Below are 25,162 nucleotides of genomic sequence, written 5' to 3'. Positions count from 1 at the left end.
AGGGCCTTGTGCGGACAGTCCCTGACGAACCGGGCGATCACAGGCCGGATCCGGTCGGCCCCCGCCCCCGAAAGCGTCCCGCCGGTCGACTCCCCTCCGGCGGGACGCCGCGCGGTGGGCCCGGGGCGGATCGAGCTCAGGCATCACGGGCGCCCCTCATCTGCCAGCCCAGCTGGAACAGGGTCTCGGCGTCGTGCAGCTCGCGCAGGCGGGCGATGTGGGCGGCGACCGTCCGCTCGCTCAGGCCCAGACGGCTCGCGATCGCCCGCTGCGTGAGCCCACGGGCGAGCATGCGGCCCACCCGCTCGTGCACAGCCGGCTCGGCTGTTCCCGTGACGAGAGCAGCCCAGTTCACTCCTTCGGCCAGTTGCCAGTGCAGTTCGAAGTCCCGCACCAGGAAGTCGACCACGGCCGGGTCTTCGATGACCGCCGCACTGCTGTTGTCAGGAGCTGCGGGAATCACGGCAACTGCTCGGCCGAAGATGAACAGCCGGGTGAAAGGCACGGGCAACACTCGAATGGCGACGCCGAGTTCGGTCACCGCTGCCGCGAAAGCAACGGTCGGCGTGTCCGACAGAACGGCCGCCTCGTAGATCACCCGCATGGTGCCGCCCTTCTCCAGGTGACGGCGGTCGGAGTCGAGAGCCTCCGCCAAGTGCTCGGCCGGGCGAGCAGCTCCCGGCTGCATGGAGAGGGTCTCATTGGGATGATCGGCAAGAATCTGGGCCACGCGGTGCCGGATCTGTTCCCTCCCCGTGACGTACTGCACACCGGACGAACGGTCGCGGTGACGACGAGGCGCCGTGTCATAGGCCTGGGTCAGGTCGTCCAGCTGTTTGGGGACAAGCGCTGCCTGAGTGATCAGCCGGGCTCCCTCTGCCATGAGCTCCGCGCCGATACGTTCACCAACGGCTCGGGGGTTCACTGCGGTGTAGGCCCCGTCGGCGATGTGCAGGAAGAGCAAGCCGAGGTCCGCGAGCTGCTTGACCGTCGGTTCGTCCTCGGGGCGGACCTCGCTGACACGGAGGCGCCCGCCCTCCTTGAGGATCTCCCGGTAGAGCTCCCTGGCGGCGGCGGGTAGATCGGGTACGGCGTCAGACATTGCGAGCTCCCCTCATCTGCCAGCCCAGCTGGAACAGGGTCTCGGCGTCGTGCAGCTCGCGCAGCCGGGCGATGTGGGCGGCGACCGTCCGCTCGCTCAGGCCGAGGCGGGTGGCGATGGCCCGTTGGGTGTGGCCTTGGGCGAGCAGGCGGGCCACCTGCTCGTGGACCGTCGGCGTGGCGGAACCGTTCGCGAGGGCCGCCCAGTTGACGCCTTCGGCCTGTTGCCAGAGCTGTTCGAAGGTGTCGACGACGAAGCCGACCGTCGCCGGGTCGTCGACCACGGCGGCGCTGTTGTAGTCGTCGGCGGCGGGGATGACGGCCACCGTCCGGTCGAAGACCAGGAAGCGTTTGAAGGGGACGGAGACGACCCGGGTGGTGCAGCCGAGCCCGGTGACTTCGGCTGCGAACCGGACGGTCAGCGGGTCGAGTTTGGCCGAGGGCTCGTACAACGTCCTGACGGTGCCGCCGCGTTCGTGGATGCGCCGGGCGCGGTCGAGGGAGTCGGGCAGCAGCTCCGCCGGGCGGGGGCCGCCGGGCTGGGCGGTCAGAATCTCGTCGGGGAACTCCTGCGCCAGCTGCTCCAGTTCGTGGCGGATGTCCTCCTTGGCGGCGAGGTAGCGCACGCCGGTGCTCGCGCTCCGCCGCTTGGGGGTCGCGTCGTAGGCGCGGGTGAGTTCGCCCATCAGCTCGGGGAGTTGTTCGGCCTCCGTGAGCAGGCGGGCGCTCTCCAGGCGGATCCCGGTGCCGATCCGCTCGGTGGCGACCCGCGGGTCGACCGCGCTGTAGGCGGCGTCCTGCAACTGCGGTACCAACAGGCCGAGTTCCACCAACCGCCGGAGGGCGGACTCGTCCTCCGCCCCGATGTCGGCGATCGGGACGCGGCCGCCCTCGCGCAGGATCGCGAGGTAGAGCTCGCGGGCGGCCGGGTCCGGGAGGGCGGCGGCGAGGTGGGTGGAGGGGGCGTCAGTCATGGTGCTCCCCGCGCAGGCGCCAGCCGAGGTGGAAGAGGGTGTCGGCGCCGTAGCGGTCGCGCAGGCGGGAGATGTGGGCGGCGACGGTGCGTTCGCTGAGGCCGAGGCGGGTGGCGACGGCGCGCTGGGTGAGGCCGCGGGCGAGCAGGCGGCCGATGCGGACGGTGGTGGGGTGCGGGGGGTCGAGGTGGCGGTCGGCGGGGGCGGCGCGGGCCCAGTCGCGTTCGAAGTGGGCGACCAGGTGGGCCACGACGGCGGGGTCGGTGAGGAAGGTGGCGCGGCTGCGGTCGTCGGAGGCGGGGACGACGGCCGTCCTGCGGTCGAAGACGAGCAGCCGGTCGTACGGTTCGGCGAGGAGCCGGACCCGGGCGCCCTGGCGGGTGCGGAGGGCGACCTGGCGGCGGACGTTGTGGTCGGCGAGGGCGGCCGGCTGGTAGACGGTGCGCAGTGAGCAGCCGCGGCGCAGCAGGGAGAGGTCCTGGGCGAGGGCCATCCGCAGGCCGTCGACCGGGCGGGGGCCGGGTTGGGCGGCCAGGACTTCTTCCCGGCATTCCGAGATGAGTTCGGAGATGCGCTGGCGGATGTCGACGTTGCCGTCGATGCGGACGGCGTCGCCACGCGGTCCGTCCGGTCGGCGGACGGCGTCGTAGGCGAGGGTGAGCGGGGCGAGGGCGCCCGGGAGCTGTTCGGCGTACTGGAGCAGCCGGGTCGCGCGGGTGCGCAGTTCGGTGCCGATGCGGTCGCCGAGGGCTCGCGGGTTGGCGGCGGTCCAGCCGGTGGCGGAGGCGGTGAGGAGGCCGCGGGCGACGAGGGCGGCGAAGGCAGGGCGGTCGGCGGAGGCGAGGTGTTCGGGGCGCAGCCGGCCGCCGGCCCGGACGGCGGTGAGGTAGAGGGCCCGCTCGGCCGGGCCGGGCTCATCGGTCATCGCGGGCGCCTCTCATCAGCCAGCCGAGCTGGAAGAGGGTCTGGGCGCCGTAGCGGTCGCGGAGGCGGGAGATGTGGGCGGCGACGGTGCGTTCGCTGAGGCCGAGGCGGGTGGCGACGGCGCGCTGGGTGAGGCCGCGGGCGAGCAGGCGGCCGACCCGGTCGGGGATGGTGCGGGCGGGGCCCTGGCCGAGGGCGGCGGCGGCTTCGGTGGTGTCGGCGCGCGCCCAGTCGCGTTCGAAGGTGCCGACCAGGAAGGTGATGGTGGCCGGGTCGCTGATGAAGGCGGCGGTGCTGTTGTCGTCGCTGGCGGAGATCACGGCGACGGTCCGGTCGAAGACGATGAGCCGCTGGAAGGGTTCGTCGAGGACGCGGATGAGGGAGCCGTGCCGGGTGACCTCCTCGGCGTAGGCGAGGGCGGGCGGCTCGGCGAGGGCGACCGGCTGGTAGATGGTGCGCAGTGAGCAGCCGCGCTGGAGGAGCTGGACGTCCTGGCGGACGGCGACCTGCAGGGTGTCGGCGGGGCGGTGGCCCGGCTGGGCGGTGAGGACCTCGAAGCGGCAGTCGGAGACCAGTTGGGAGATCCGCTGGCGGATGTGGACGTGCCCTTCGACGTGGACGGCTCCGCCGGACCGGCCGGAGGGGCGGGGCATGGCGTCGTAGGCGCGGGTGAGGCCGTCCAGGGCGCCGGGGAGGCTCTCGGCGCGGACCAGGAGCCGGGTGGCCTCGCTGCGGAGTTCGGCGCCGAGCCGGTCGCTGACCGAGCGGGGGCTGACGGCGGTGTAGCAGCGGTCCATCGGGTTGACCATCAGCAGGCCGATGTCGATGAGCTGTTGGAGGGCGGCCCGGTCGGTGTCCGTGACACCTGCGCAGGGGATGCGGCCGCCTTCGGCGATGATCGCCAGGTACAGCTGGCGGGCGGCTTCGTCGGGTTCCTCGATCACGGGCGCCGCCTGGTGCGGCGCGACCGCCGGTTCAGCCGTCACGTCGCACTCTCCCTGCCGGACGCGTGTGCCTGGTGTTGCCCGCGCCACCCCGCCGGCTCGCCGCGCGAGCCGCCCGAGCCGCGGGTACCGGTCGTCGGCCGGTTGCCGGTTGCCGGGCGCTCACGGTACCGGGTGCCGGTACGGCGTGATCATGCGGTCCGGCGGTCACGGTATCCGTCGTGACGGCGGGCCCCCGGGTCCGGGTGCCGTCGCACACCGGGTTGTCCGGGGGCCGCCGTCCGCACGCCAATGCCACGGCGCTTCCGTCGAGGCGGAGCAGCAACGCCTCGACGGCTCCGGTTCCGGGGGCCATCACCACACATGGTCCCCGGCCGGCGCTCTTCCCCCCCGTTCCACTGGCGCGGGATTGGTGCGCCTGCGGTCAGTTCCGAAGAGCAAGTCGCCACCATCGGGCTGCGGTTGCCCGGACGACTTGGCGTGTCTCCACCATCACAGCGTGACGGCCGGTGAACAAGTGCCGCCCGAGTGCATGTTCGCGCAATTGCAGCTATCTGCACCGCGGGGCGGGCGCGGGGAGGCGGGCGGCGGGGCGGGTTCCGGTAAAGGCCGAGGCCAGCGGGGGGTACGGGCGGCGCCCGGCGGTACCGCCGGTTGGCTGTGCACGGTCAGAGTGCGGGTGCGCATTCCTGCAGCGGCCTCATGGTCCTGAGCTGCATGTCTACGCGCGGTGACCATCAGACCCCGCCCGGCCGCGCCGTTCGGCCGCCCACGACCGTCCCGTCCGCCCGGCCCGCCCGGTGGCCTCAGCGCGCCAGCAGCCGCCCGCGCGCCAGCCCGGCCGCGGTACCGCCCGCCGCGAGCGCCCAGGCGAGCGCCAGCAGCAGGTACAGCCCGGCGGCCAGCGCGGTGAAGCCCCCGAACCCGGTGTGCCGGGCGAGCGCGGAGGCGCCGGTGACGCAGGTGCCGATCGGGAAGGTGTACGCCCACCAGGTCATGGCGAAGGGCATCCCGGCCCGGCGGGCCCGCAGGTTGGCGGCGAGCGCGACGGCCAGCCAGAGCACGGCGACCCCGATCACCGCGACGCCGTACAGCTCGGCGAGGTCGAGCATGACGGGTGCCAGTGCGGGCAGCACCGGGCGGGCGGCGTCGGCGAGCTGGTGGACGGCGGTGACGGACTGGCCGAGCGGGCCGAGCACCAGGAAGAGGGAGGGGGTGAGCACCAGGGTCGGCAGCTTGCTGTGGAGCAGGCCGGTGAACACCACCGGCAGCAGCACCAGGGTGGCCAGCAGCCCGATCCCGAACAGCGCGCAGCAGGCGTACAGCATGGCCTGCTGCGGCGCTCCGGAGGGCAGGTGCGGGACCAGCACCGGTCCGCAGGCGGAGGCGACCAGCGGGGCGACCACCGGCAGCAGCCAGGTCGGGTTGGCCTCCAGGGCGGAGAGCCGGTGCCGGGTGATCATCAGGTACGGGATGCCGCCGGCGACGGCCAGCGCGTACAGGGTGCCGACGCCCCACAGCACGGCGTCGACGGCGACCGCCGGGCCGGTGCCGATGACCCGGGAGCCGAGCAGCACCGTCCCGAGGCCGACCGCGAGCACGGCCATCGGCGGACAGCCGTAGAAGACGGCGGTGGCCGGGGTGTCCAGCAGCTGGGTGCGGGCGGCCCCGCGGTGCCGGGTGAGGTGGACCAGCCGGGCCGAGGCCAGCACCAGCAGGGCGGCCAGGCCGAGCGCCCACATCACCTCGCCGAAGCCGATCAGCCCGGGCAGTCGCACCGGCAGGACGGCGGCGCCGTTGCCGAGGATCGCGGTGCCCATCACGGCGGCGTACCAGTTGGGGCCGAGCTGGGCCAGGTCGTACCGGGAACGGCGGGCGGCGGGGCGGGTGAGGAGGCGGGGTTCGGCCAAGGTGGACATGCTCCCCACCATCGGTCCGAAGGCCGGCCGGCGGTAGCGCCGAGGATCCTATGGGGGCATAGCCTGGACCTATGGCACTCTCCCCGCGCGTCCCCGAACTCGGCGCCCTGGAACTGCTGCTCGCGGTGGCCCGGCTGGGCAGCGTCGGACGGGCGGCGGCCGAGCTGGGCGTCAGCCAGCCCACCGCCAGCGCCCGGATCAAGGGCATGGAACGGCAGATCGGCGTCCCGCTGCTGGACCGCTCGCCCCGGGGGAGCAAGCCGACCGAGGCGGGCCGGCTGGTGGTCGAGTGGGCCCGGCAGGTGGTGGAGGCGGCGCAGGCGCTGGACGCCGGGATCGACGCGCTGCGCGAGCGGCGGGACGCCAAGCTGCGGGTGGTGGCCAGCCTGACCGTCGCCGAGTACCTGATGCCGGGCTGGCTGATGGGGCTCGCCGAGGCCAGTCCGGGCACCGCGGTGACGCTGCGGACGGCGAACTCGGCCGAGGTCGCCGGGCACGTCCTGGCCGGGGACGCCGACCTCGGCTTCGTCGAGGGCCCGGCCACCCCGCCCGGACTGGCCGGCGCGGTGGTGGCGGCCGACCGGCTGGTGGTCGTGGTGGCGCCCGGCCACCCGTGGGCGCGCCGCCGCACCCCGCTGACCGGGCCCGAGCTGGCGGCCACCCCGCTGGTGCTGCGCGAGCCCGGCTCGGGCACCCGGGAGGTGCTGGAGACGGCCCTGCGGCCGTTCGGGGGCGCCGCGCAGCCCCGGCTCGAACTGGCCTCGTCCACCGCGCTGAAGTCGGCGGCGATGACCGGGGCGGGGCCGGTCTGCCTGAGCGAGCTGGCGGTGGTGGAGGAGCTGGCGACCCGTCGGCTGGTCGAGGTGCCGCTGGAGGCGGGGCTGGACCTGCGGCGGCCGCTGCGCGCGGTGTGGCCGGCCGGGCAGCGGCCGGGCGGCCCGGCCCGGGAGCTGCTGGTGCTGACCCGCCGGAGCATCCCCGAGCGTTCGGCCGGAAGTCGCCCCAGGGACGGTTTCACGGAAGGTTGAGCGGAATAGACTCAACTTAGTGCATGCTGTAGGCATCAGAAGTGCAGGACGACGAGGGAGGACCCCCCAGCAGTGGACGCCAGCAAGTTCACCACCAAGACGCAGGACGCCCTGTCCGCCGCGATCCGGCAGGCGGGCGCGGCCGGCAACCCGGACGTCAAGCCGGTGCACATCCTGATCGCCCTGCTGGAGCAGCCCGAGGGCATCGCCCGGCCCCTGCTGGAGGCGGTCGGGGCGGACGTCGCCCGGGTCGGCTCCGAGGCCCGCCGCCAGTCGGCCGCGCTGCCCAGCGCGATGGGCTCGACGGTCGCCGCCCCCCAGCTCGCCCGGGACACCCTCGCGGTGCTCACCGAGGCCGGCAAGCGCGCGGACGACCTGGACGACCAGTACGTCTCCACCGAGCACCTGATGGTCGGCCTGGCCGCCGAGGGCGGTCCGGTCGCCGAGCTGCTGGTGCAGCAGGGCGCGACGCCGAAGGCCCTGCTCGCCGCGTTCAAGGACGTCCGCGGCAGCGGCAAGGTCACCTCGCCGGACCCCGAGGGCACCTACAAGGCCCTGGAGAAGTACGGCACCGACCTCACCCAGGCCGCCCGGGACGGCAAGCTCGACCCGGTCATCGGCCGCGACCACGAGATCCGCCGGGTGGTCCAGGTGCTCTCCCGCCGGACCAAGAACAACCCGGTGCTGATCGGCGAGCCGGGCGTCGGCAAGACCGCCGTGGTCGAGGGCCTGGCGCAGCGCATCGTGGCCGGCGACGTGCCCGAGTCGCTGCGCGGCAAGCGGCTGGTCGCGCTGGACCTCGGCGCGATGGTCGCGGGCGCCAAGTACCGCGGCGAGTTCGAGGAGCGGCTGAAGGCCGTCCTGAACGACATCAAGGCCTCCGACGGCCGGGTCGTCACCTTCATCGACGAACTGCACACCATGGTCGGCGCGGGCGCGGGCGGCGACTCCGCGATGGACGCGGGCAACATGCTCAAGCCGATGCTGGCCCGCGGCGAGCTGCGGATGGTCGGCGCCACCACGCTGGACGAGTACCGCGAGCGGATCGAGAAGGACCCCGCCCTGGAGCGCCGCTTCCAGCAGGTGCTGGTCGGCGAGCCCAGCGTGGAGGACTCGATCGCCATCCTGCGCGGCCTCAAGGGCCGGTACGAGGCGCACCACAAGGTGCAGATCTCGGACGCCGCCCTGGTCGCCGCGGCCACCCTGTCCAACCGCTACATCACCTCCCGCTTCCTGCCCGACAAGGCGATCGACCTGGTCGACGAGGCGGCCTCCCGGCTGCGGATGGAGATCGACTCCTCCCCGGTCGAGATCGACGAACTCCAGCGTGCCGTCGACCGGTTGCGGATGGAGGAGCTGGCCCTGGAGAAGGAGTCGGACCCGGCCTCGGTCGACCGGCTCGCCCGGCTGCGGCGCGATCTCGCCGACAAGAACGAGCAGTTGAGCGTGCTCACGGCGCGCTGGGAGCAGGAGAAGAAGAGCCTCAACCGGGTCGGCGAGCTCAAGGAGCGGCTGGACGACCTGCACGGCGCGCTCGAACGCGCCCAGCGCGACGGGGACTTCGAGCGGGCTTCCAAGCTGATGTACGCCGAGATCCCGGCCGCCGAGACGGAGCTCACCGACGCCCAGGAGCGCGCCGCCGACCAGGACGCGTCCGCCTCCATGGTCAAGGAGGAGGTCGGCCCGGACGACGTGGCCGACGTGGTCGCCTCCTGGACGGGCATCCCGGCCGGCCGCCTGCTGGAGGGCGAGAGCGCCAAACTCCTGCGCATGGAGGAGGAGTTGGGAAGGCGCCTGATCGGCCAGGCGGAGGCCGTGCAGGCCGTCTCGGACGCGGTGCGGCGCACCCGCTCCGGCATCGCCGACCCGGACCGTCCGACCGGTTCCTTCCTCTTCCTCGGCCCGACGGGTGTCGGCAAGACCGAACTCGCCAAGGCCCTCGCCGACTTCCTGTTCGATGACGAGCGGGCGATGGTCCGGATCGACATGAGCGAGTACGGCGAGAAGCACTCGGTCTCCCGCCTGGTCGGCGCCCCGCCCGGGTACGTCGGCTACGAGGAGGGCGGCCAGCTCACCGAGGCGGTCCGCCGCCGCCCGTACAGCGTCGTCCTGCTGGACGAGGTGGAGAAGGCGCACCCGGAGGTCTTCGACGTCCTGCTCCAGGTGCTGGACGACGGGCGGCTCACCGACGGCCAGGGCCGCACGGTGGACTTCCGCAACGCCATCCTGATCCTCACCTCCAACCTGGGCAGCCAGTACCTGGTCGACCCGAGCACCCCGGAGGCGGAGAAGCGGGAGCTGGTGCTGGGCGCCGTCCGGGCCGCGTTCAAGCCGGAGTTCCTCAACCGGCTGGACGACATCGTGGTCTTCGACCCGCTGGGCACCGGCGAGCTGAGCCGGATCGTCGACCTGCAGGTGGCCCGCCTCGGCGAGCGGCTGAACGAGCGGCGGCTCACCCTGGAGGTCTCCGAGGCCGCCCGCGACTGGCTGGCGCTGACCGGCTACGACCCGGCGTACGGCGCCCGCCCGCTGCGCCGGCTGGTGCAGTCCGCGATCGGCGATCAGCTGGCCCGGGCGATCCTGTCCGGCGCGGTGCACGACGGGGACACCGTCCTGGTCGAGCTCGACGAGGAGGGCGACCGCCTCACCGTCCGTGGCCGGGGGCCGCTGGAGAAGTAGTGCCGCGCGCGGGCCGCTCCCGTCCACCCGGACGGGGGCGGCCCGCGCAGCCGTGTCCGGCCGGCCGGGCCCCGTACGTGCGCCGGCCGCGGCGCCCGCCGTCAGTCGGCCGCGCCCCGCCTCTGCCGCCGCCTCGACCGGTCCCGCCAGCCGCGCGCCAGCCGGTGCAGCTCGGCCCCCTGCGCCTCCGGCAGGTTCCAGGTCTGGGTCAGCAGCCGCAGGGTCGAGACCCGCGGGCAGGACACGCCCCGCTCCAGGTCCCGGATCGACCGCACGCTCAACCCCGTGGCGTCACCCAGTTGCTCCTGCGTCATCCCCCGGTCCAGCCGGATGGTCCGCAGCAGTGCCCCGAGCGATGCCCCCTCCCCCGTCACCGTTCCGTCCATGTGTTCCCCCCCTCGACTCGGAACAGCTCAACTTGCCCTTGCAGAACGGGCTTTGTGTGAAGCGAGTTCCATCGCACGCTAACCGCATCCGGCCCGCCCGGCAGGCGAACCCGTGCGCCGGGCGCGTGACGTGGCTCACTCAAGCGCCGTCGCGCGGCCCGTCGCACCGACCGGACACCCTCCGTGACCGCCGCCCGCCGTGACCCCTCCGCGAGCCCCGTCGCGAGCCGTGTCAGCAGACCCGCCGGGAGCCCTCCCCGAGCCCCGCGGCAGACCCCCGAACAGCGCCGCGGCGAAGATCGACGCGCCCCCGGGTGCCCCTGTGAGCGGAGCCCCGAATGAGGCAGGATGGGAGGTGGAAAGGGCGGCCTCTCATTGCCGGCCACCACGTGCACTGAGGAAGAGGACCCCCATGAGCATCGACCCGTCGTCCATCCCGTCCTTCGGCGCGCCCCAGGGCGGACAGCCCGGCGGCCAGGGCGGGCAGCCGGCCGGCCCCCCGCCGATCATCGTGCCGGACCAGAGCCTGGTCGCCCAGCTGCTCGACCAGATGCAGCTCAAGCACGTCGTGGACGAGGAGGGCGACCTCACCGCCCCCTGGGAGGGCTTCCGCGTCTACTACATGTTCCGCGGCGACCAGAAGGAGCTCTTCGCGGTCCGTGCCTTCTACGACCGCGCGTACCCGCTGGAGAAGAAGGGCGAGGTCCTCGACCTGATCGACGAGTGGAACCGCGAGACCCTCTGGCCCAAGGTCTACACCCACACCCACGAGGACGGCGTCGTCCGCCTGATCGGCGAGGCCCAGATGATCGTCGGCCACGGCGTCAACCTGGACTACTTCGTGACCACCACCGCCAACTGGACCCAGGCCGCGGTCGGCTTCGAGCAGTGGATCGTCGAGCGCCTGGGCCTGCAGAACGAGATCGAGGGCGAGGACGGCGAGGCCCCCGAGGGCACCGACGAGGCCTGATCCCTCCCCGGCACCGTCCGGTACGGCCCGCCCGGCGCTCGCGCCGGTGGCGGGCCGTGCCCGTTCCCGGCCCCCGACCCCGGCACCGTCCCGGCACCGTCCCGGCACCGTTCGGGCTGCCAGGGGCCCCGGGGCCCGGTCCGGGCCTTCCGGCGCAGGTACGCGGACGACGGCACGCGGACGACGGCACGTGGACGAGGAGGGTCACGGTCATGGGCGTGGAGATCGAGCGGAAGTACCTGGCGGACCGGCCGGAGCTGGAGCCCGCGGCGCCCGCCGGCGAGCGCATCCTCCAGGGGTACGTGGCGCTCGGCCCGAAGGAGGTCCGGTTGCGGCGCCACGGCGAGCGCTGCTTCCTCACCGTGAAGGAGGGCTCGGGCCTCGTCCGCACGGAGCTGGAGGTCGAGCTCTCCGCGGAGCAGTTCAGCGAACTGTGGCCCGCCACGGACGGCGCCCGGCTGGAGAAGACCAGGACGCCCGTGCCGCTCGGTCCGACCACCGCCTACCTGGACGTGTACGCCGGCCCGCTGCAGGGCCTGCGCACCGTCGAGGTGGAGTTCGACTCGCCCGCCGAGGCGGAGGCGTTCGAGCCCCCGGCCTGGTTCGGGGAGGAGATCACCGGACAGGACCGCTACCGGAACCAGGCCCTGGCCGTCCGCGGTTCGTCGGCGCCGTGACGTAGCGCTCGACCGGGTCGAACGACACGGGCCGACGGTCTTGTTCGCGCGTCCGCCCGCCCCGGAGGATGGACCCCACCGACGAGCCACGAGGAGCCGGGCATGAGTGCGAGGCCGCTGTTGAACCGCCGACTGGCGGGCATGGGAACGACGATCTTCGCGGAGATGTCCGCCCTGGCCACGGCCACCGGCTCGATCAACCTCGGCCAGGGCTTCCCGGACACGGACGGGCCCGAGGAGGTCCGCGAGGCAGCCGTCCGGGCCCTGCGCGAGGGCCGCGGAAACCAGTACCCGCCCGGCCCCGGCATCCCCGAGCTGCGCACCGCGATCGCCGAGCACCAGCAGCGCTTCCACGGCCTCGGGTACGACCCCGACACCGAGGTACTGGTCACCGCCGGTGCCACCGAGGCCATCGCCGCCACCCTGCTGGCCCTGCTGGAGCCCGGCGACGAGGTGATCGCCCTCGAACCCTTCTACGACTCCTACGCCGCCTGCATCGCGATGGCCGGCGCCACCCGCCGCCCGCTCACCCTGCGGGCCCCGGACTTCCGCCCCGACCTCGACGAGCTGCGCGCCCTGATCACCCCGCGCACCCGGCTGCTGCTGATCAACACCCCGCACAACCCCACCGGCACCGTCCTGACCGCCGACGAGCTGACGGCCATCGCCGAACTGGCCGTCGAGCACGACCTGCTGGTGGTCACCGACGAGGTCTACGAGCACCTGGTCTTCGGCGCCACCCACCACCCGATGGCCGCCCTGCCCAGCATGCGCGACCGCACCGTCACCATCTCCTCCGCCGGCAAGACCTTCTCCTTCACCGGCTGGAAGGTCGGCTGGGTGACCGCGAGCCCGACCCTGGTCTCCGCCGTGCGCACCGCCAAGCAGTACCTCACCTATGTGAGCGCCGGCCCGTTCCAGTACGCCGTCGCCGAGGCGCTGCGGCTGCCCGACACGTACTTCGACACCCTCCGCGCCGACCTGCGGCGCAAGCGCGACCTGCTGGTCGACGGCCTCACCGCGGCCGGCTTCCGGGCCTTCACCCCCGAGGGCACGTACTTCGTCACCACCGACATCACCCCGCTCGGCGAGAAGGACGGCGTCGAGTTCTGCCGCGCCCTGCCCGAGCGCTGCGGCGTCGTCGCCATCCCCAACGCCGTCTTCTACGACGACGCCGACGCCGGACGCAGCCTGATCCGCTTCACCTTCTGCAAGAAGGACGAGGTCCTGCGCGAGGCGGTGGCACGACTCCAGCGGCTCTGACCGGCGCGCCGGCCGGTCGGGGCGTCGACGCCGGCCGGTCGGGGTGTCGACGCCGGCCGGTCGGGGTGTGGACGTCAGCCGGTCGGGTTGTTGAAACGGGCCCAGCCCTCCGCGTCCAGTGCGTCCAGAGCCCGGTCGTCCAGTTCGACGGCCGGGCTCGGGGCCAGGTGCTTCCGCCAGGTGCTGCGCGGCACCATGGTCATGCCGAAGTCGATGAAGCCGTTGGTGAAGCGGAAGCTGGAGCCGCCGCGTTCGTAGAGGCGGAGCAGGGGCTCGAACGGATCCGGCAGCGGGGGCAGTTGCACCCCGGGCGCACTGGTCAGGGCGGCCCACTGGACGGCGGCCGCGCCGCTGTCCATGGCGTACGACGAGCCGGAGGCGTCGTCGATGAAGTTCTCGATGTCCGCGATCACCGCCGGGTCGGCACGGACGGAAGGGTCCACGATCTCCGCGAGGTCGAAGAAGGGCCACATCTGGGGCTCTCCATAGGCGTCGAGCCAGAGCGCGGCCCGCCGGAAGTACTCCTCCATCAGCGCAGCGCGCGAATAGCCCTTCTCGATGGCCTCGCCCGGGGACTTCCAGTCGACGGCCTTGAGGCGATCAACCATCGACTGCACAGCGTCGGAACTCACTTGAGGTCGTAACCTTTCGCCCGGAGGTGGGATTTAATCGCGTCGACCAGAACGTCGAGATTCGAGAGATCGTCGGCAATCGGAACGGGCGGAACCTCGATACCGTACTTCTTCCAGATCCAGAGTGAACTGGTTATGTTGTCGCTCGAAAAGTCAATCTTATCAAAGCTGTTGGGCGCCAGCTGGTGGGCGCTGAAGTGGTCGGGATGGGCTTCCGGCCGGGCGCCCACCCAGCAGTCGGGGTGGCTGGGCAGATACGGGAGGCCGGCTTCGAAGAGCTTGGCCTCCACGTACTCGTGGGCGATGACGGAGCGGATGATCTCGATTTTGTCCTTCGGCGCCGGGATGCCCTTCACGATGGCGTTCCAGCGCCGCGCGATCTCCCATTCGGGTTCGAAGTAGACGTCCTTCATGACGTTCTTCTCACCCGGGCCGATCTGAACGTCATGGCGGTTCACCATGAGGTTGTTCTTCGCGACTTCGACGATTCGCGGATCGACCTTGGCGTCGGTGGCCACCTCCGCGATGTCGTCGGTCCTGGTGCGGTATTCCTCGTAGATCCTGACGGCCCGGGGGTCGATTCCCGTACTGCTCTCCGGGTCGTGCACGTACCGGGATCCGGATTCGGACACCCACGGCTCGGGAGCGCCGTCAGGTGTGCGCGCGAAGCCATTGGCCTCGGCCCCCGTGAAGCTCGGGCGGCGCTTCGGGGTACCTCCGGGCGCGGCCGCGGCGCCGACTGCGCCGACGATGAGGTCCAGGGGCATGACGGGCCCGGTCTTGAACGCGGCGTCGTAGCCGTAGGTGAGGCCGGCACCGGTGACCATGCGGCCCGGGAGGGTGTCGGCGGCGTTGGCCACCCTGGCGAGACCGTTGAGGACGACCGAGGCGCTCTCGGCGCTCTCGGCGGCGGCAGCCACGGCACGTCCGCCGGCGCCGAGGCCGCCGCCGGCCGCGCCCATGATGCCGCCGGTCTTGGCGGAGTCGGCGGCCTCGGTGAGGCTGTAGCCGCCGTCACCGAAGAACTCCACCCGGATCGGCTGAGCGACGGCGACGTCCACGGCGATCGCCTCGACCGCACCGAACACGGCACCGACCAGGATCGTGGCCGCGATCGTGGCCACGACCTCGGAGACCGCGACACCGACCGACGCGGCGGTGGCCACGATGCCCGCGGCGGTGGCGACGGCGATGTCCGCCGAGATGCTGAAGGTCACGAAGGCGAGGGCCGCGCCGACGACCAGGGTGCCGCCGACGATCGCGGCCTCCTCCTCCAGCTTCTTGATCGCCTTGTCGACCTCGTGGGCGAACTCCCGCAGCGCCTTGGCCAGACTGCGGCACGCCTCCGCGGTGTCGGGCAGCCAGCCCTTGCCCTTGCCCGCGCTGTCCTTGCCGCCGTAGTACTGCCCCCAGAACGTGCCGAAAGCGTCGATCGCCGGGCCGTGGTTGTTGGCCACGATGGCGGCCGCGGCCTGATTGGTCGGCGCGGTGACGTTGTCGATGGCGGTGGCCATCGCCTCCCACGCGTCGGCGACCTTGCGCAACTTGTCCGGGTCCGCATCCGGCCACCACATGCCGGTGACCTTCTGAACGGCCTTCGCGACCGTGGACTCACCCACAGGCCGACCCGAGGTAAGGGACGGGGCGGATCACGACAGCAGGTTCTTGGCGTGGTCGTCGGCCCCGGCATGGTTGTCGGCGTGGGCGCGCAGCCCCGCGCCGATGCTGCCGAGCCCCTGGACCAGGACGTCCAGCGCCGAGAGCACCTTGTCGTGCGGACCGTTGTACGCCGTCGCGAACTCGTTGCCCTGCTTGTCACCACCCCACGGACTGCCCGCGTCGGCCAGACTGCGCTTGAGCGTGTCGAGCGCCGTCTTCAGCGCCTTGCTCTGGTTCTCGAAGGTCGGCGCGGCGTCCGTCAACTCCCCCGGCCGGACCTTGAACTCCGGCCCACCCGCCTTCGCCCCGTCATCCGCCACAACGACACCCCCATGCTGTCCGCACCTCGGATCAGTGCGAAGAGTGAGATGACAAGGGAAGCTGACGCAGTTTCGACGGACGCCCGTGAGGCGGGTCACACCCTGCCACCCCGCGCCGGACGACGGCTCCGACGCCGGCCGTAGCCTGATCCGCTTCACTTGCTGCAAAAGGGATGACGTCCGCCGGGAGCGCGTGTCCCGCCTACGGCGCCTCCGAGGGCCCGCGCGCCCCCTTTCACACCTCCCGACGACGGTCGACGCCGACCGGACGCCTATCCTGAGGGGCCATCAACTCGCCTGATCGGACGGCCGGTTTGCCGCCCCCAGGGCAAAACCGGCGCACCATCCGGCACACCTCCGCCGCCCTCCCCGCCCCGTGCATCGAGGGCGGCGGCGCGTGATGCGCGCTGGCAGCGCACAACCGGCGCGCACGGCGCACGACCCGGTGCTAGGGGCGCGCGCTGTGCAAAGTCGCACACCGGGTCGATCAGAGCCGGGAAGCAGGTGTGCTCGAAACGGTGAATGCTTGACAAAGTTGGGTAAATCACCGGCGGACCCGGCGTATTCGTGCTTCTCTGCTGCTGAATCTCCAGCCGGAATCCTTCCTTCCACGGTCGGCCGCGCCCAGGGCCGCACAGCCACGAACAGCCTCGCCATCGCCTAGGCCTACTCGCTGCTGCTCGGCGGGCGCGCACGGAGCTGAAACGCGGAGCCGAGCATGCTCACCACACTGCAGACCTCCTACACGGACACCCGCGCCGGTGACCTCGCCTGGTGCCTCGGCGGCGACCCGCTGCCCGCTCTCGCGGTCCGCGACCTGAGACTCGACGGAGGCGGCCGTCCGGGCGCGACCGGCACCCTCCAGCTGCGGCTGCTGGGCGCCTCGCACCAGGTGGTGATCGACGCCGGTCCCGGCCGGTGCCTGGAGACCGTCGCCTGCCTGCCCGGCCGCCGCACCCCGCTGCCGGCCCGGGTGGCCAAGCAGGTCGGCGGCTGGGAGTACGAGTTCGCCGCCCGGATCGAGGCGCTGCCGCCGCACGACTTCGCCGCCCGCGCCCAGGAACTGCTGGCCCTGGTCGAGGGCCACCCGCGCGGCCTCGCCGGGGTCTTCCCCGGCGACCCGAGCGCCTTCACCGCGCTGGTCACCCAGGGCGGCACCGACCGCCTGCTCTGGCGGACCTGGCACGCCTACCCGCAGGAGGGGCAGCTGGTGTGCACCCGCTCCTCGCTCGTGGTGTCGGGGCCGTGACTCCCGAAAGCCGGGACGCGAACACCGACCCGGCCATAGGCTGCCAAGGAAAGCCCTTCGAATCGTACGCAGGAACGGTTCGTCAATCCGGCGTGGCCCACTGTCCGTCGGATGGGCGCAGCTATCCGTCCCGCACGTCCCCTAGCGTTTGTTCGTGATCAACCATCCGGCCGGTCCGCCCGCACGCCCGCGAGTGGACCTCGACGACGGCGCCCCACCCCGGCCCGGGCACGGCCTCGCCCCACTGCCCGCCCGCCGTCGATCCCGGCTGCGCTCCCGCCCCCGGCTCGCCCGGCTGGCCGTCCTGACGGCCGCCTTCGTCTGTGCGGCCTGCGGGCTGGTCTACGAACTCGAACTCGTCGCGCTCGGCGACTACCTACTCGGGGACACCGTCACCCAGACCTCCGTGGTGCTCTCCGTCATGGTGTTCGCGATGGGCCTCGGCTCGCTGCTCGCCAAACGGCTCACCCGCCGGCCCGCCACCGCCTTCGCCCTGGTCGAGTGCGCGCTCGCCCTCACGGGTGGCCTCTCCGTCCTCGCCCTCTACTCCTGCTGGGCCTGGCTCGGCCGCTACCAGGCCGTGATGGTCGGCCTCACCTGCCTCATCGGCATCCTGATCGGCGCCGAGATCCCCCTGCTGATGACCCTCGTCCAACGGATCAGACGCGAGGACGCCGGGCGCGCGGCAGCCGACCTCTTCGCCGCCGACTACGTGGGGGCACTGATCGGCGGACTCGCCTTCCCGTTCCTGATCATGCCGACGCTCGGCCCCGGCGACGGCGCGCTCCTCACCGGCGCCGTCAACGCCGTCGCGGGCGCCGCCCTGGTGCTCTGGCTCTTCCGGGAGGAACCCGCCCCGCGGATACGACGGCTGCTCTGGGGCGGCTGCCTGCTCGTCCTCGGCCTGCTCGCCGCGGCCGCGGCCGGCTCCGACGCGATCGAACGCGCCGCCCGGCACGCCCTCTACGGCGACCAGGTCCGCTTCGCCACCCGCAGCCGGAACCAGGAGATCGTGCTCACCGGCCCCGCCGAGGGCCCGCTCCGGCTCTACCTCGACGGACGGCTCGCGGCCTGCGGGCCCGACGAGTACCGGGCCAGCGAGGGCCTGGTCCACCCCGCGATGGCCGCCGGGCCGGACAGCCGGGTCCTGCTGCTCGGCGGCGGCGACGGGCTCGCCCTGCGGGAGGTGCTGCGCCACCGCGGCGTCCACTCCGTCCGCCTGGTCGACGCCGACCCCGCCCTCCCCCGGCTCGCCCGCACCGACCCCGGGCTCGCCGGCCTCGGCGGCCACTCCCTGGACGACCCGCGGGTCCGCACCACCGCCGCCGACCCGATGGCCTGGCTGCGCGGCGCGAGCGCCACCGAGGACGACGGACCGTACGACGTGGTGCTCGCCGACCTGCCCGCACCGGCCGACGGCGGGCCGGTCAAGTTCCACTCCCAGGAGTTCTACGGCCTCGCCGCCCGGCTGCTCTCCCCCGGCGGCCGGATCGCCGTCCGGGCCGGGAGCGACCTGAACGGCCTCTGGCAGATCGACTCCGGCCTGCGCACGGCCGGACTGCAGACCGCCCCGTACGCCGTCCCGGGCAGCCCCAGCGCCAGCTGCCGTCCCGGGCAGCCGGACTCCTCCGGGCAGAACTACCTCCTCGCCGCCGCCACCCACCCCCCGCTCGCCCTCGCCCCCGACGCCCCACCGCCCCGGGCCCTCACCCCCGACACCCTCCGCACCTCCACCACCCGCCTCGCCGCCCTCCGCCCCGCCCGTCCCCCGGCCGCCCTCACCCTCCTCAGCCCGCACTGACCACGACAGCCCGCAGCCGACGGGGCGGCGAAGCAGACGCAGCCGACGGGTCGCCGCGCACCGCCGGTCCTGGACGCCCCGCGCGGAGCGGGGCCGCCTCCTCGACGGGCCGAGGAGGCGGGGCGGCGGGCCGGGGTGGGGCGGGTGGGGTGGGGAAAGTCGGGTGGTGGTGGGTAGGGACCGGGCGGGGTTGGGTCGGTAGGCTCCGTGGCATGGAGCATGAGGTTGTCGTCCCGATGCCCGCCGAGCTGGTGCGGCAGGCCCTGCAGGATCCGGCGCTGCTGGCGCGGAGTGTGCCGGGGCTGAGCACCGAGCCGGCTGCGGTCGGGGCCGGGCCCGCCGAGGAGATCAGCGGGCGGCTGAAGCTGCGGGTCGGCAGCTCCACGATCACGTACAAGGGCGTGCTGTCGCTGATCGAGGGCCGGGAGGGCGTTCTGACGGTGCTCGCCGAGGGCCAGGAGGCCCGGGGCAGCGGCGAGGCGACGGCCACCGTCCGGGTCAGCGTCGCGGACGGTGCCGAGGACGGCACCGCCGTCATCCGCTTCACCGGCGACCTCAGCGCCACCGGTCGGCTGACCGAGTTCGACGAGGAGACCCTCGACGCCACCGGCCGCCGTCTGCTGGACAGGTTCGCCGCCGCCCTGGTCGCCCCGGAGGGCGAGCAGGACCGGGACCAGGACGAGGACTCCGACGCCGAGGCGGCGACCGAAGCCGAGACCGAGGCCGAGACCGAGACCGAAGCCGAGGCCGGGACCGAGACCGCCGGGGTGATCTTCATCGAGGACCGTCAGGACCAGCCCGGTGACGACCTCGACGACGACCTCTCCGACCTGATCGCCTTCTCCGACGCCGACGCCGAGCGCTTCGGCCTCCCCACCGGCTCCGCCGACGAGGACGAGGACGAGGACACGGACCGCGCCACCGGCCAGGACCGGGACGACGTCGAGCCCGAGGACGACGTCGAGCCCGGCGCCGCGGAGCAGGACGCCGTCGCCGAGGAGATCCCCGTCGAGCCGCTCTTCGCGTACGAGGAGGAGCCGGCGCTGACCGGCCCGGTGCGCCGCAGCATCGTCGGCCGGTCCGCCGAGGAGGTGGACCACGCCCCGCCGCGCGGCCCGTACGCCCCGGCGCTGCCGGCCCGCAGTGCGCGGGCCCGGGCGGCGTCCCGGTGGGGCGGCGAGGCCGGCGGGATCGTGGTGCCGGGCACCGGCGGCCGCAACGCGATGCCGTGGGTGATCGGCGGTTCGGTGGCCCTGCTGGGCGGTGCCGTGGTGCTGGTCAGGGCGCTGCGTCGCCGCTAGTCGGGAGCGCCGGGGGCGTCGCCAGGCCCTAGACTGAACGCTCATGAGCAACGACCGCGACGCCCTGCTGGCACAGATCAAGGACAAGGCCGTCGTGCACGGCAAGGTCACCCTCTCCTCCGGCAAGGAGGCCGACTACTACGTCGACCTGCGCCGGATCACGCTGGACGGCGAGGCCGCCCCGCTGGTCGGCCGGGTGATGCTGGACGCGACCTCGCACCTGGAGTACGACGCCGTCGGCGGTCTGACCCTGGGCGCCGACCCGGTGGCCGCGTCGATGCTGCACGCCGCCGCCGCGCGCGGGCAGAAGCTGGACGCCTTCGTGGTCCGCAAGGCCGGCAAGGCGCACGGCCTGCAGCGCCGGATCGAGGGTCCGGAGGTGAAGGGCCGCCGGGTGCTGGCGGTCGAGGACACCTCCACCACGGGCGGCTCGGTGCTGACCGCCGTCGAGGCGCTGCGCGAGGCGGGCGCCGAGGTGGTCGGCGTCGCGGTGATCGTGGAGCGCGGCGGCGCGGGTGCCGTCCAGGAGCAGGGCCTGGAGTACGTGACCGCGTACACCCTGGACGACCTGGGTCTCTGACCTCCCGACCACCCCACGTCTCCGGACGACCCCACGCCCGCGGACGACCGCACGAACGACGGAGGGCCGGGTCTGTTTCACGTGAAACAGACCCGGCCCTCCGGCCGTCCTACGGGCCGGGCGCTCAGCTCCGCCGGTGCCGACCGCCACCGGCCTGCGCGTGGCCGTCGCCGGCGTCGGCGCCGCCGGCCTTCTTCTTCTTCCGCTCGCGCACGACCTCGATCAGGATCGGCGAGATCGACAGCAGCACGATCAGCAGCGCCGCCGGGATCAGGTACTTGTCGATCACCGGGGCGAGCGCCTCGCCGAAGAAGTAGCCGATCAGCAGCATGGACTCGGTCCAGAGCACACCGCCGATGACGTTCCACAGGAAGAACGTCCGGGCGGGCATCTCCAGGGTGCCGGCGACCGGGTTCAGGAAGGTGCGGACGACCGGGATGAAGCGCGCCAGCACCACGGCCTTGCCGGAGCCGAACTTGTTGAAGTACTCCTCCGCCTTCTGCACGTACTGGCGTCGGAAGATCTTCGAATCGGGCTTGTCGAACATCTTCGGCCCGACCTTGGCACCGATCAGGTGCCCCAGCTGGGCGCCGGCGATCGCCGCCACCGGGCAGCCGATGAGCAGGACCGCGATCGGCAGCCTGGCACCGTCGCCGAGCACCGACGAGGCGGCGTTCGAGGCGGCGACGCCCGCGATGATCAGCAGCGAGTCACCCGGGAAGAAGAAGCCGACCAGCAGGCCGGTCTCCGCGAAGATGATCGCGATCAGCCCGATGGCGCCGAGGGACGAGATCAGGGATTTGGCGTCGAGCAGGTTGACGGCCAGCTGGTTGTAGTCCACGGGCGCAGGATAGCGGGCGTACCTTGCGGGCGGGCGGGCGTACCGTGCGCCGGGCTCCCGACGCCGCCCGACGCACGCGGGCCCCACCCGCCCCACCGGCCGCACGGTGCCGCGTTCCGACAGGCGGGCTCCTGCTGACCTGCGGGCACGAGTCTGGGAAGATGGCCGAGGCGTCCGGTCCGCGGCGGCCCACCACCCTCATGGCCGTACCGCGGAGGTCGCTCGAACCTTGGTGCCGGAGAGCCACATCGCAACGCCGCGCGTCGGCGGGCCGGCACGGAGTCGTCACGAAGGCGTACACAGCGTCGGACAGCACCGTCCGTACGCCGCAACCCGACAGGAGCGGATCGCATGCCCATCGCAACTCCCGAGGTCTACAACGAGATGCTCGACCGGGCCAAGGCGGGCAAGTTCGCCTACCCGGCCATCAACGTCACGTCGTCGCAGACCCTGCACGCCGCGCTGCGTGGATTCGCCGAGGCCGAGAGCGACGGCATCATCCAGATCTCGACCGGTGGCGCGGAGTTCCTGGGCGGTCAGCACAACAAGGACATGGTGACCGGCGCGGTCGCGCTCGCCGAGTTCGCGCACATCGTCGCCGCCAAGTACGACATCACCGTCGCGCTGCACACCGACCACTGCCCGAAGGACAAGCTCGACGGCTACGTCCGCCCGCTGCTGGCGGTCTCGGCCGAGCGCGTGGCCAAGGGCGAGAACCCGCTGTTCCAGTCGCACATGTGGGACGGCTCCGCCGAGACCCTCTCCGACAACCTGGCCATCGCCCAGGAGCTGCTGGCCCAGGCCGCCGCCGCCAAGATCATCCTTGAGGTCGAGATCACCCCGACCGGTGGCGAGGAGGACGGCGTCACCCACGAGATCAACGACGAGCTGTACACCACCGTCAACGACGCCGTGCGCACCGCCGAGGCGCTGGGCCTGGGCGAGAAGGGCCGCTACCTGCTGGCCGCCTCGTTCGGCAACGTGCACGGTGTGTACAAGCCGGGCAACGTCGTGCTGAAGCCGGAGCTGCTGCGCGAGCTGCAGGACGCGATCGGCAAGCAGTACGGCAAGACCGACCCGTTCGACTTCGTCTTCCACGGCGGCTCGGGCTCCACCGCCGAGGAGATCGCCACCGCGCTGGAGAACGGCGTCGTGAAGATGAACCTGGACACCGACACCCAGTACGCCTTCACCCGCCCGGTCGCCGGCCACATGTTCGCCAACTACGACGGCGTGCTGAAGGTCGACGGCGAGGTCGGCAAGAAGAACACCTACGACCCCCGCACCTGGGGCAAGCTGGCCGAGGCCGGCATGGCCGCCCGCGTGGTCGAGGCCGCCGAGCAGCTGCGTTCGGCGGGCAAGCGCCTGAAGTGAGCCCGGCGGCCGCGTGCGAGCGCGGCAGCCGCGTGGAACACGGGTGCCCCCGGCGGTCCTCCGCCGGGGGCACCCGCACGTCCGGGTCCTACTGCTTGAGCTCCGCGTACGCCTCCGCGCTGCTGTCCTTCAGGAACTGCCAGCAGCGGGCCTCCTCCTCGGTCTCCTTGATCGCGCCGGCCGCCCGCGCGAGCGCCGCCAGGCAGCGCAGGAAGCCGCGGTTGCCGCGGTGCTCCCACGGCACCGGGCCGTGGCCCTTCCAGCCGTTGCGCCGCAGCGCGTCCAGGCCCCGGTGGTAGCCGGTACGGGCGTAGGCGTACGACTCGACGTACCGGCCGGCCGCGTAGGCGTCGTCGGCGAGCATGGCCCAGGCCAGGCAGAAGGACGGGAACTCGGCCGCCACCTGGGTCGGTGAGGCGGACTCCTCCGCCAGCATGCGGTAGGGCCGCTCCTCCTCGGGCAGGAGGGTCGGTTCGGGACCGTCGAGAAGATTCCTGTGAATCGCCATGCCCTGAAGTCTGCCACCCGAGACGCAGGGGTCAACCGCCGCACCGTGGGTGCATCGTCCGAGGTGCGGTCGATCGGCGATGTCACGGCGCCGTCGCACGGCCCGGTGTGGAGGAAGACCCGGCGATCTGCATACCGGGTACATGGACATTCACCCGTTCGCCATGCCAAGGTGACGGTCGTGCCCGCAGTCCGACCCGCCAGTAGGCGAGCCGCCCAGCAGAAGAAGGGCGGCCGCAGACGCCGCCGGCCCCGTCGGAGATTGAGCCCTGGCATGCTCACGGCAGTGGTGGCAGCCGCCGTGCTGCTCGGCGCCACCGCGGTCCTGCTGGACCGACACTCCGACACTCCGGCCGCCGCCCCGACCACCCAGGCGCGGGCCGTCCCGCCCGGCGAGGAGACCGCCGCGGCGACGCCGACCCCCACCCCGGTCGCCACCCCCACGCCCACACCGACGCCCACGCCCACGCCCACCCCGACGCCCACCGCACCGGATCCCGGCCCCACCAAGGGCCCGGGCACCTTCACCACCGCCCCGGCCAACGCCAAGGCGGTCGGGCGCGGCAACGTGCGCCGCTACCGGGTCGAGGTCGAGGACGGCATCGGGATCGACGCGGCGGACGCCGCCGCCCAGATCCACGGCATCCTCGGCGACCCGCGCGGCTGGACCAACGACCGCCGGAACGGCTTCCAGCTGGTCGCGACCGGCTCGTACGACTTCACCGTGAAGATCGCCTCACCGGCCACCGTGGACCGGATCTGCGGCGCCTCCGGCCTGGACACCCACGGCGAGGTCAACTGCAACGTCGGCGACCAGGTGGTCGTCAACTCCAAGCGCTGGAACACCGGTTCACCGCAGTTCAGCGGGCCGATCGAGGAGTACCGGGCGCTGATCGTCAACCACGAGGTGGGCCACCGGATCGGCCACGGCCACGAGGGCTGCCCCGCCCCCGGCAAGCCGGCACCCGCGATGATGCAGCAGATCTACGGCCTCAAGGGCTGCACGCCCAACGCCTGGCCGTACTCGGCGGAGGGCACCTACCTCGGCGGCCCGGCCGTCCCGTAGCCCCCGGCGGTCCCGAACCCGACCGCACCCCAACGGAGTCGGGACATCGCCGGCGAGCCGCTGCGCAAGGTCGCCGAGGCGGCGGCAGGGCAACTGCGCTGAGCCGGCTACCCGAGCACCGGCAGGTGCGCCCGCAGGTCGCTGCGCTCCCCCGAGGCGGACACCGCGGCCGCCTCCACCGCCGCCGCCCAGTCGGTCCGCCCGGTGGCCAGCCGGATCCAGGTCAGCGGGTCGGTCTCGACCACGTTGGGCGGGGTGCCCCGGGTGTGCCGGGGGCCCTCCACGGCCTGGACGACGGCGTACGGCGGGATCCGCAGCTCCACCGCGCCGCCGGGGACGTGGTCCGCGAAGGCGTCGGCCAGCATCCGGGTGACGGCGGCGAGGGCCTGGCGGTCGTGCGGGAAGGCGTCCAGGCCGAGCGCGTCGGCCAGGTCGTCGGCGTGCACGACGGTCTCCACCAGCCGGGTCACCAGCATGTCGGCGAGCGTCATCGAGCCGAGCCGGATCTCGAACCGCCGTGCCGGGTCTGCCGCTTCGGGCCGTTCCAGCAGTCCGGTCAGCGCGTCGGCGGACCGTCCGAAGGCCACCGCCACCGAGGCCGGATCCCCGCCGAAGTCCGCCGAGGCCCGCTCCCTGGCCTGCTCGTCCAGCACTGCCGCGACCGTGCCGACCGCCGCCACCCACCCCGACAGGTCCAGGGGCGGGCGGCCCTGGAGCGGATCGTCCAGGTGCGCGGGCACGTAGTCGAGTTGGACGGCGAGGTGCGCGACCAGCTCCCGGACCGTCCACTCGCCCAGCCTCGTCGGCAGGTCCAGCTGCTCCGCGGTGAGGCCGCTCACGACGGAGCACAGCGCCCCGGTCTGGGCGGCCAGTGCGGCGCGGACCTTCTGCGGTTGGTACGTACGGGACTTGGGAGGCATGGGCCCCAAGATACGCCGAGGGGCGGCCGGCTCCGCAGAGCCGGCCG

23 protein-coding genes are annotated in these 25,162 nt (G+C 73.0%); 11 read left to right on the top strand and 12 right to left on the bottom strand.

Annotation, left to right across the window (positions count from 1 at the left end):
* Positions 1-136: 136 nt before the first annotated feature.
* The 5 genes from ABT048_RS03570 to ABT048_RS03550 form a co-directional block, all read right to left on the bottom strand.
* Positions 137-1,102, bottom strand: coding sequence for a helix-turn-helix transcriptional regulator (locus ABT048_RS03570; protein WP_350519654.1), 966 nt, complete (start codon positions 1,100-1,102; stop codon positions 137-139).
* Positions 1,095-2,075, bottom strand: a complete 981-nt coding sequence (locus ABT048_RS03565) for a helix-turn-helix transcriptional regulator (RefSeq protein ID WP_350519653.1) — start codon at positions 2,073-2,075, stop codon at positions 1,095-1,097. The genes ABT048_RS03570 and ABT048_RS03565 overlap by 8 nt, the downstream gene beginning before the upstream one ends.
* Positions 2,068-3,000: a LuxR C-terminal-related transcriptional regulator gene (locus ABT048_RS03560; protein ID WP_350519652.1), complete on the bottom strand. Its 933-nt coding sequence runs from the start codon at positions 2,998-3,000 to the stop codon at positions 2,068-2,070. The genes ABT048_RS03565 and ABT048_RS03560 overlap by 8 nt, the downstream gene beginning before the upstream one ends.
* Positions 2,990-3,985 (bottom strand): LuxR C-terminal-related transcriptional regulator, encoded by a 996-nt coding sequence (locus ABT048_RS03555; RefSeq protein WP_350519651.1) that lies wholly within the window; start codon positions 3,983-3,985, stop codon positions 2,990-2,992. Before ABT048_RS03555 ends, ABT048_RS03560 begins: the two co-directional genes overlap by 11 nt.
* A gap of 764 nt (positions 3,986-4,749) precedes the next feature.
* Positions 4,750-5,862 carry a TDT family transporter gene (locus ABT048_RS03550; protein WP_350519650.1) on the bottom strand — a complete coding sequence of 371 codons (1,113 nt, stop codon included), beginning with the start codon at positions 5,860-5,862 and terminating at the stop codon, positions 4,750-4,752.
* Positions 5,863-5,933: 71 nt separating this feature from the next.
* On the opposite strand from ABT048_RS03550, the gene ABT048_RS03545 reads away from it, so the two are divergent.
* Positions 5,934-6,890 carry a LysR family transcriptional regulator gene (locus tag ABT048_RS03545; RefSeq protein ID WP_350519649.1) on the top strand — a complete coding sequence of 319 codons (957 nt, stop codon included), beginning with the start codon at positions 5,934-5,936 and terminating at the stop codon, positions 6,888-6,890.
* Positions 6,891-6,962: 72 nt separating this feature from the next.
* Entirely contained in the window at positions 6,963-9,569 is a 2,607-nt protein-coding gene (clpB, locus tag ABT048_RS03540; RefSeq protein WP_350519648.1) for an ATP-dependent chaperone ClpB, read from the top strand.
* A 101-nt stretch (positions 9,570-9,670) separates the two neighbouring features.
* Here the strand turns inward: clpB and ABT048_RS03535 are convergent, their stop codons facing one another.
* Positions 9,671-9,955, bottom strand: coding sequence for a helix-turn-helix domain-containing protein (locus ABT048_RS03535; protein WP_350519647.1), 285 nt, complete (start codon positions 9,953-9,955; stop codon positions 9,671-9,673).
* Between the two features lie 412 nt (positions 9,956-10,367).
* On the opposite strand from ABT048_RS03535, the gene ABT048_RS03530 reads away from it, so the two are divergent.
* The 3 genes from ABT048_RS03530 to ABT048_RS03520 all read left to right on the top strand — a co-directional run bounded on the left by ABT048_RS03530 (position 10,368) and on the right by ABT048_RS03520 (position 12,865).
* On the top strand, positions 10,368-10,925 hold the full coding sequence (locus tag ABT048_RS03530; RefSeq protein ID WP_350519646.1) for a type III secretion system chaperone family protein: 558 nt from the start codon (positions 10,368-10,370) through the stop codon (positions 10,923-10,925).
* Positions 10,926-11,137: 212 nt separating this feature from the next.
* A complete protein-coding gene (locus tag ABT048_RS03525; protein WP_350519645.1) occupies positions 11,138-11,602 on the top strand; it encodes a CYTH domain-containing protein in 465 nt (154 codons plus the stop codon).
* Between the two features lie 102 nt (positions 11,603-11,704).
* Positions 11,705-12,865 (top strand): pyridoxal phosphate-dependent aminotransferase, encoded by a 1,161-nt coding sequence (locus tag ABT048_RS03520; protein ID WP_350519644.1) that lies wholly within the window; start codon positions 11,705-11,707, stop codon positions 12,863-12,865.
* A gap of 74 nt (positions 12,866-12,939) precedes the next feature.
* Here the strand turns inward: ABT048_RS03520 and ABT048_RS03515 are convergent, their stop codons facing one another.
* From ABT048_RS03515 to ABT048_RS03505, 3 genes are read right to left on the bottom strand one after another with little or no spacing between them, the layout of a single operon-like run.
* Positions 12,940-13,497 (bottom strand): hypothetical protein, encoded by a 558-nt coding sequence (locus ABT048_RS03515; RefSeq protein ID WP_350519643.1) that lies wholly within the window; start codon positions 13,495-13,497, stop codon positions 12,940-12,942.
* Positions 13,494-15,116: a WXG100-like domain-containing protein gene (locus tag ABT048_RS03510; protein WP_350519642.1), complete on the bottom strand. Its 1,623-nt coding sequence runs from the start codon at positions 15,114-15,116 to the stop codon at positions 13,494-13,496. The genes ABT048_RS03515 and ABT048_RS03510 overlap by 4 nt, the downstream gene beginning before the upstream one ends.
* 30 nt (positions 15,117-15,146) lie before the next feature.
* A complete protein-coding gene (locus ABT048_RS03505; RefSeq protein ID WP_350519521.1) occupies positions 15,147-15,476 on the bottom strand; it encodes a WXG100 family type VII secretion target in 330 nt (109 codons plus the stop codon).
* 718 nt (positions 15,477-16,194) lie between these two features.
* Between ABT048_RS03505 and ABT048_RS03500 the strand changes: the two genes are divergently transcribed.
* The 4 genes from ABT048_RS03500 to pyrE all read left to right on the top strand — a co-directional run bounded on the left by ABT048_RS03500 (position 16,195) and on the right by pyrE (position 20,407).
* Entirely contained in the window at positions 16,195-16,725 is a 531-nt protein-coding gene (locus ABT048_RS03500) for a DUF2617 family protein (protein ID WP_350519641.1), read from the top strand.
* Between the two features lie 154 nt (positions 16,726-16,879).
* Positions 16,880-18,526, top strand: coding sequence for a polyamine aminopropyltransferase (locus tag ABT048_RS03495; RefSeq protein ID WP_350519640.1), 1,647 nt, complete (start codon positions 16,880-16,882; stop codon positions 18,524-18,526).
* A gap of 212 nt (positions 18,527-18,738) precedes the next feature.
* Positions 18,739-19,827, top strand: a complete 1,089-nt coding sequence (locus tag ABT048_RS03490; protein ID WP_350519639.1) for an SRPBCC family protein — start codon at positions 18,739-18,741, stop codon at positions 19,825-19,827.
* 43 nt (positions 19,828-19,870) lie between these two features.
* Positions 19,871-20,407: an orotate phosphoribosyltransferase gene (gene pyrE / locus ABT048_RS03485; RefSeq protein WP_350519638.1), complete on the top strand. Its 537-nt coding sequence runs from the start codon at positions 19,871-19,873 to the stop codon at positions 20,405-20,407.
* A gap of 124 nt (positions 20,408-20,531) precedes the next feature.
* On the opposite strand, the gene ABT048_RS03480 is transcribed toward pyrE, so the two are convergent.
* Positions 20,532-21,248 carry a DedA family protein gene (locus ABT048_RS03480; protein WP_350519637.1) on the bottom strand — a complete coding sequence of 239 codons (717 nt, stop codon included), beginning with the start codon at positions 21,246-21,248 and terminating at the stop codon, positions 20,532-20,534.
* A 351-nt stretch (positions 21,249-21,599) separates the two neighbouring features.
* Here ABT048_RS03480 and fbaA point away from each other — a divergent pair, with 351 nt between their 5' ends.
* Entirely contained in the window at positions 21,600-22,622 is a 1,023-nt protein-coding gene (gene fbaA, locus ABT048_RS03475; RefSeq protein WP_350519636.1) for a class II fructose-bisphosphate aldolase, read from the top strand.
* Between the two features lie 88 nt (positions 22,623-22,710).
* Here the strand turns inward: fbaA and ABT048_RS03470 are convergent, their stop codons facing one another.
* On the bottom strand, positions 22,711-23,130 hold the full coding sequence (locus ABT048_RS03470; protein WP_350519635.1) for a DUF3151 domain-containing protein: 420 nt from the start codon (positions 23,128-23,130) through the stop codon (positions 22,711-22,713).
* A 273-nt stretch (positions 23,131-23,403) separates the two neighbouring features.
* On the opposite strand from ABT048_RS03470, the gene ABT048_RS03465 reads away from it, so the two are divergent.
* A complete protein-coding gene (locus ABT048_RS03465; protein WP_350519634.1) occupies positions 23,404-24,195 on the top strand; it encodes a DUF3152 domain-containing protein in 792 nt (263 codons plus the stop codon).
* Between the two features lie 107 nt (positions 24,196-24,302).
* Here ABT048_RS03465 and ABT048_RS03460 read toward each other — a convergent pair whose 3' ends face one another.
* Positions 24,303-25,115 carry a maleylpyruvate isomerase family mycothiol-dependent enzyme gene (locus ABT048_RS03460; protein WP_350519633.1) on the bottom strand — a complete coding sequence of 271 codons (813 nt, stop codon included), beginning with the start codon at positions 25,113-25,115 and terminating at the stop codon, positions 24,303-24,305.
* Positions 25,116-25,162: the final 47 nt, after the last annotated feature.

The organism is Kitasatospora sp. NPDC096140, assembly GCF_040303045.1.
Taxonomy (GTDB): Bacteria; Actinomycetota; Actinomycetes; order Streptomycetales; family Streptomycetaceae; genus Kitasatospora.
Note: the sequence above shows the minus strand (reverse complement) of the source record. Positions and strands in the feature narration are given on the sequence as shown.

What these genes read in the sequence shown, in the direction of transcription:
- ABT048_RS03490 (WP_350519639.1), top strand. Translation starts at nt 18,739, where the DNA reads ATGGAGCATGAGGTTGTCGTCCCGATGCCCGCCGAGCTGGTGCGGCAG.
- ABT048_RS03570 (WP_350519654.1), bottom strand. Translation starts at nt 1,102, where the DNA reads ATGTCTGACGCCGTACCCGATCTACCCGCCGCCGCCAGGGAGCTCTAC.
- ABT048_RS03550 (WP_350519650.1), bottom strand. Translation starts at nt 5,862, where the DNA reads ATGTCCACCTTGGCCGAACCCCGCCTCCTCACCCGCCCCGCCGCCCGC.
- ABT048_RS03565 (WP_350519653.1), bottom strand. Translation starts at nt 2,075, where the DNA reads ATGACTGACGCCCCCTCCACCCACCTCGCCGCCGCCCTCCCGGACCCG.
- ABT048_RS03460 (WP_350519633.1), bottom strand. Translation starts at nt 25,115, where the DNA reads ATGCCTCCCAAGTCCCGTACGTACCAACCGCAGAAGGTCCGCGCCGCA.
- ABT048_RS03545 (WP_350519649.1), top strand. Translation starts at nt 5,934, where the DNA reads ATGGCACTCTCCCCGCGCGTCCCCGAACTCGGCGCCCTGGAACTGCTG.
- ABT048_RS03530 (WP_350519646.1), top strand. Translation starts at nt 10,368, where the DNA reads ATGAGCATCGACCCGTCGTCCATCCCGTCCTTCGGCGCGCCCCAGGGC.
- ABT048_RS03500 (WP_350519641.1), top strand. Translation starts at nt 16,195, where the DNA reads ATGCTCACCACACTGCAGACCTCCTACACGGACACCCGCGCCGGTGAC.
- fbaA (WP_350519636.1), top strand. Translation starts at nt 21,600, where the DNA reads ATGCCCATCGCAACTCCCGAGGTCTACAACGAGATGCTCGACCGGGCC.
- ABT048_RS03470 (WP_350519635.1), bottom strand. Translation starts at nt 23,130, where the DNA reads ATGGCGATTCACAGGAATCTTCTCGACGGTCCCGAACCGACCCTCCTG.
- ABT048_RS03535 (WP_350519647.1), bottom strand. Translation starts at nt 9,955, where the DNA reads ATGGACGGAACGGTGACGGGGGAGGGGGCATCGCTCGGGGCACTGCTG.
- pyrE (WP_350519638.1), top strand. Translation starts at nt 19,871, where the DNA reads ATGAGCAACGACCGCGACGCCCTGCTGGCACAGATCAAGGACAAGGCC.
- ABT048_RS03465 (WP_350519634.1), top strand. Translation starts at nt 23,404, where the DNA reads ATGCTCACGGCAGTGGTGGCAGCCGCCGTGCTGCTCGGCGCCACCGCG.
- ABT048_RS03520 (WP_350519644.1), top strand. Translation starts at nt 11,705, where the DNA reads ATGAGTGCGAGGCCGCTGTTGAACCGCCGACTGGCGGGCATGGGAACG.
- ABT048_RS03560 (WP_350519652.1), bottom strand. Translation starts at nt 3,000, where the DNA reads ATGACCGATGAGCCCGGCCCGGCCGAGCGGGCCCTCTACCTCACCGCC.
- ABT048_RS03525 (WP_350519645.1), top strand. Translation starts at nt 11,138, where the DNA reads ATGGGCGTGGAGATCGAGCGGAAGTACCTGGCGGACCGGCCGGAGCTG.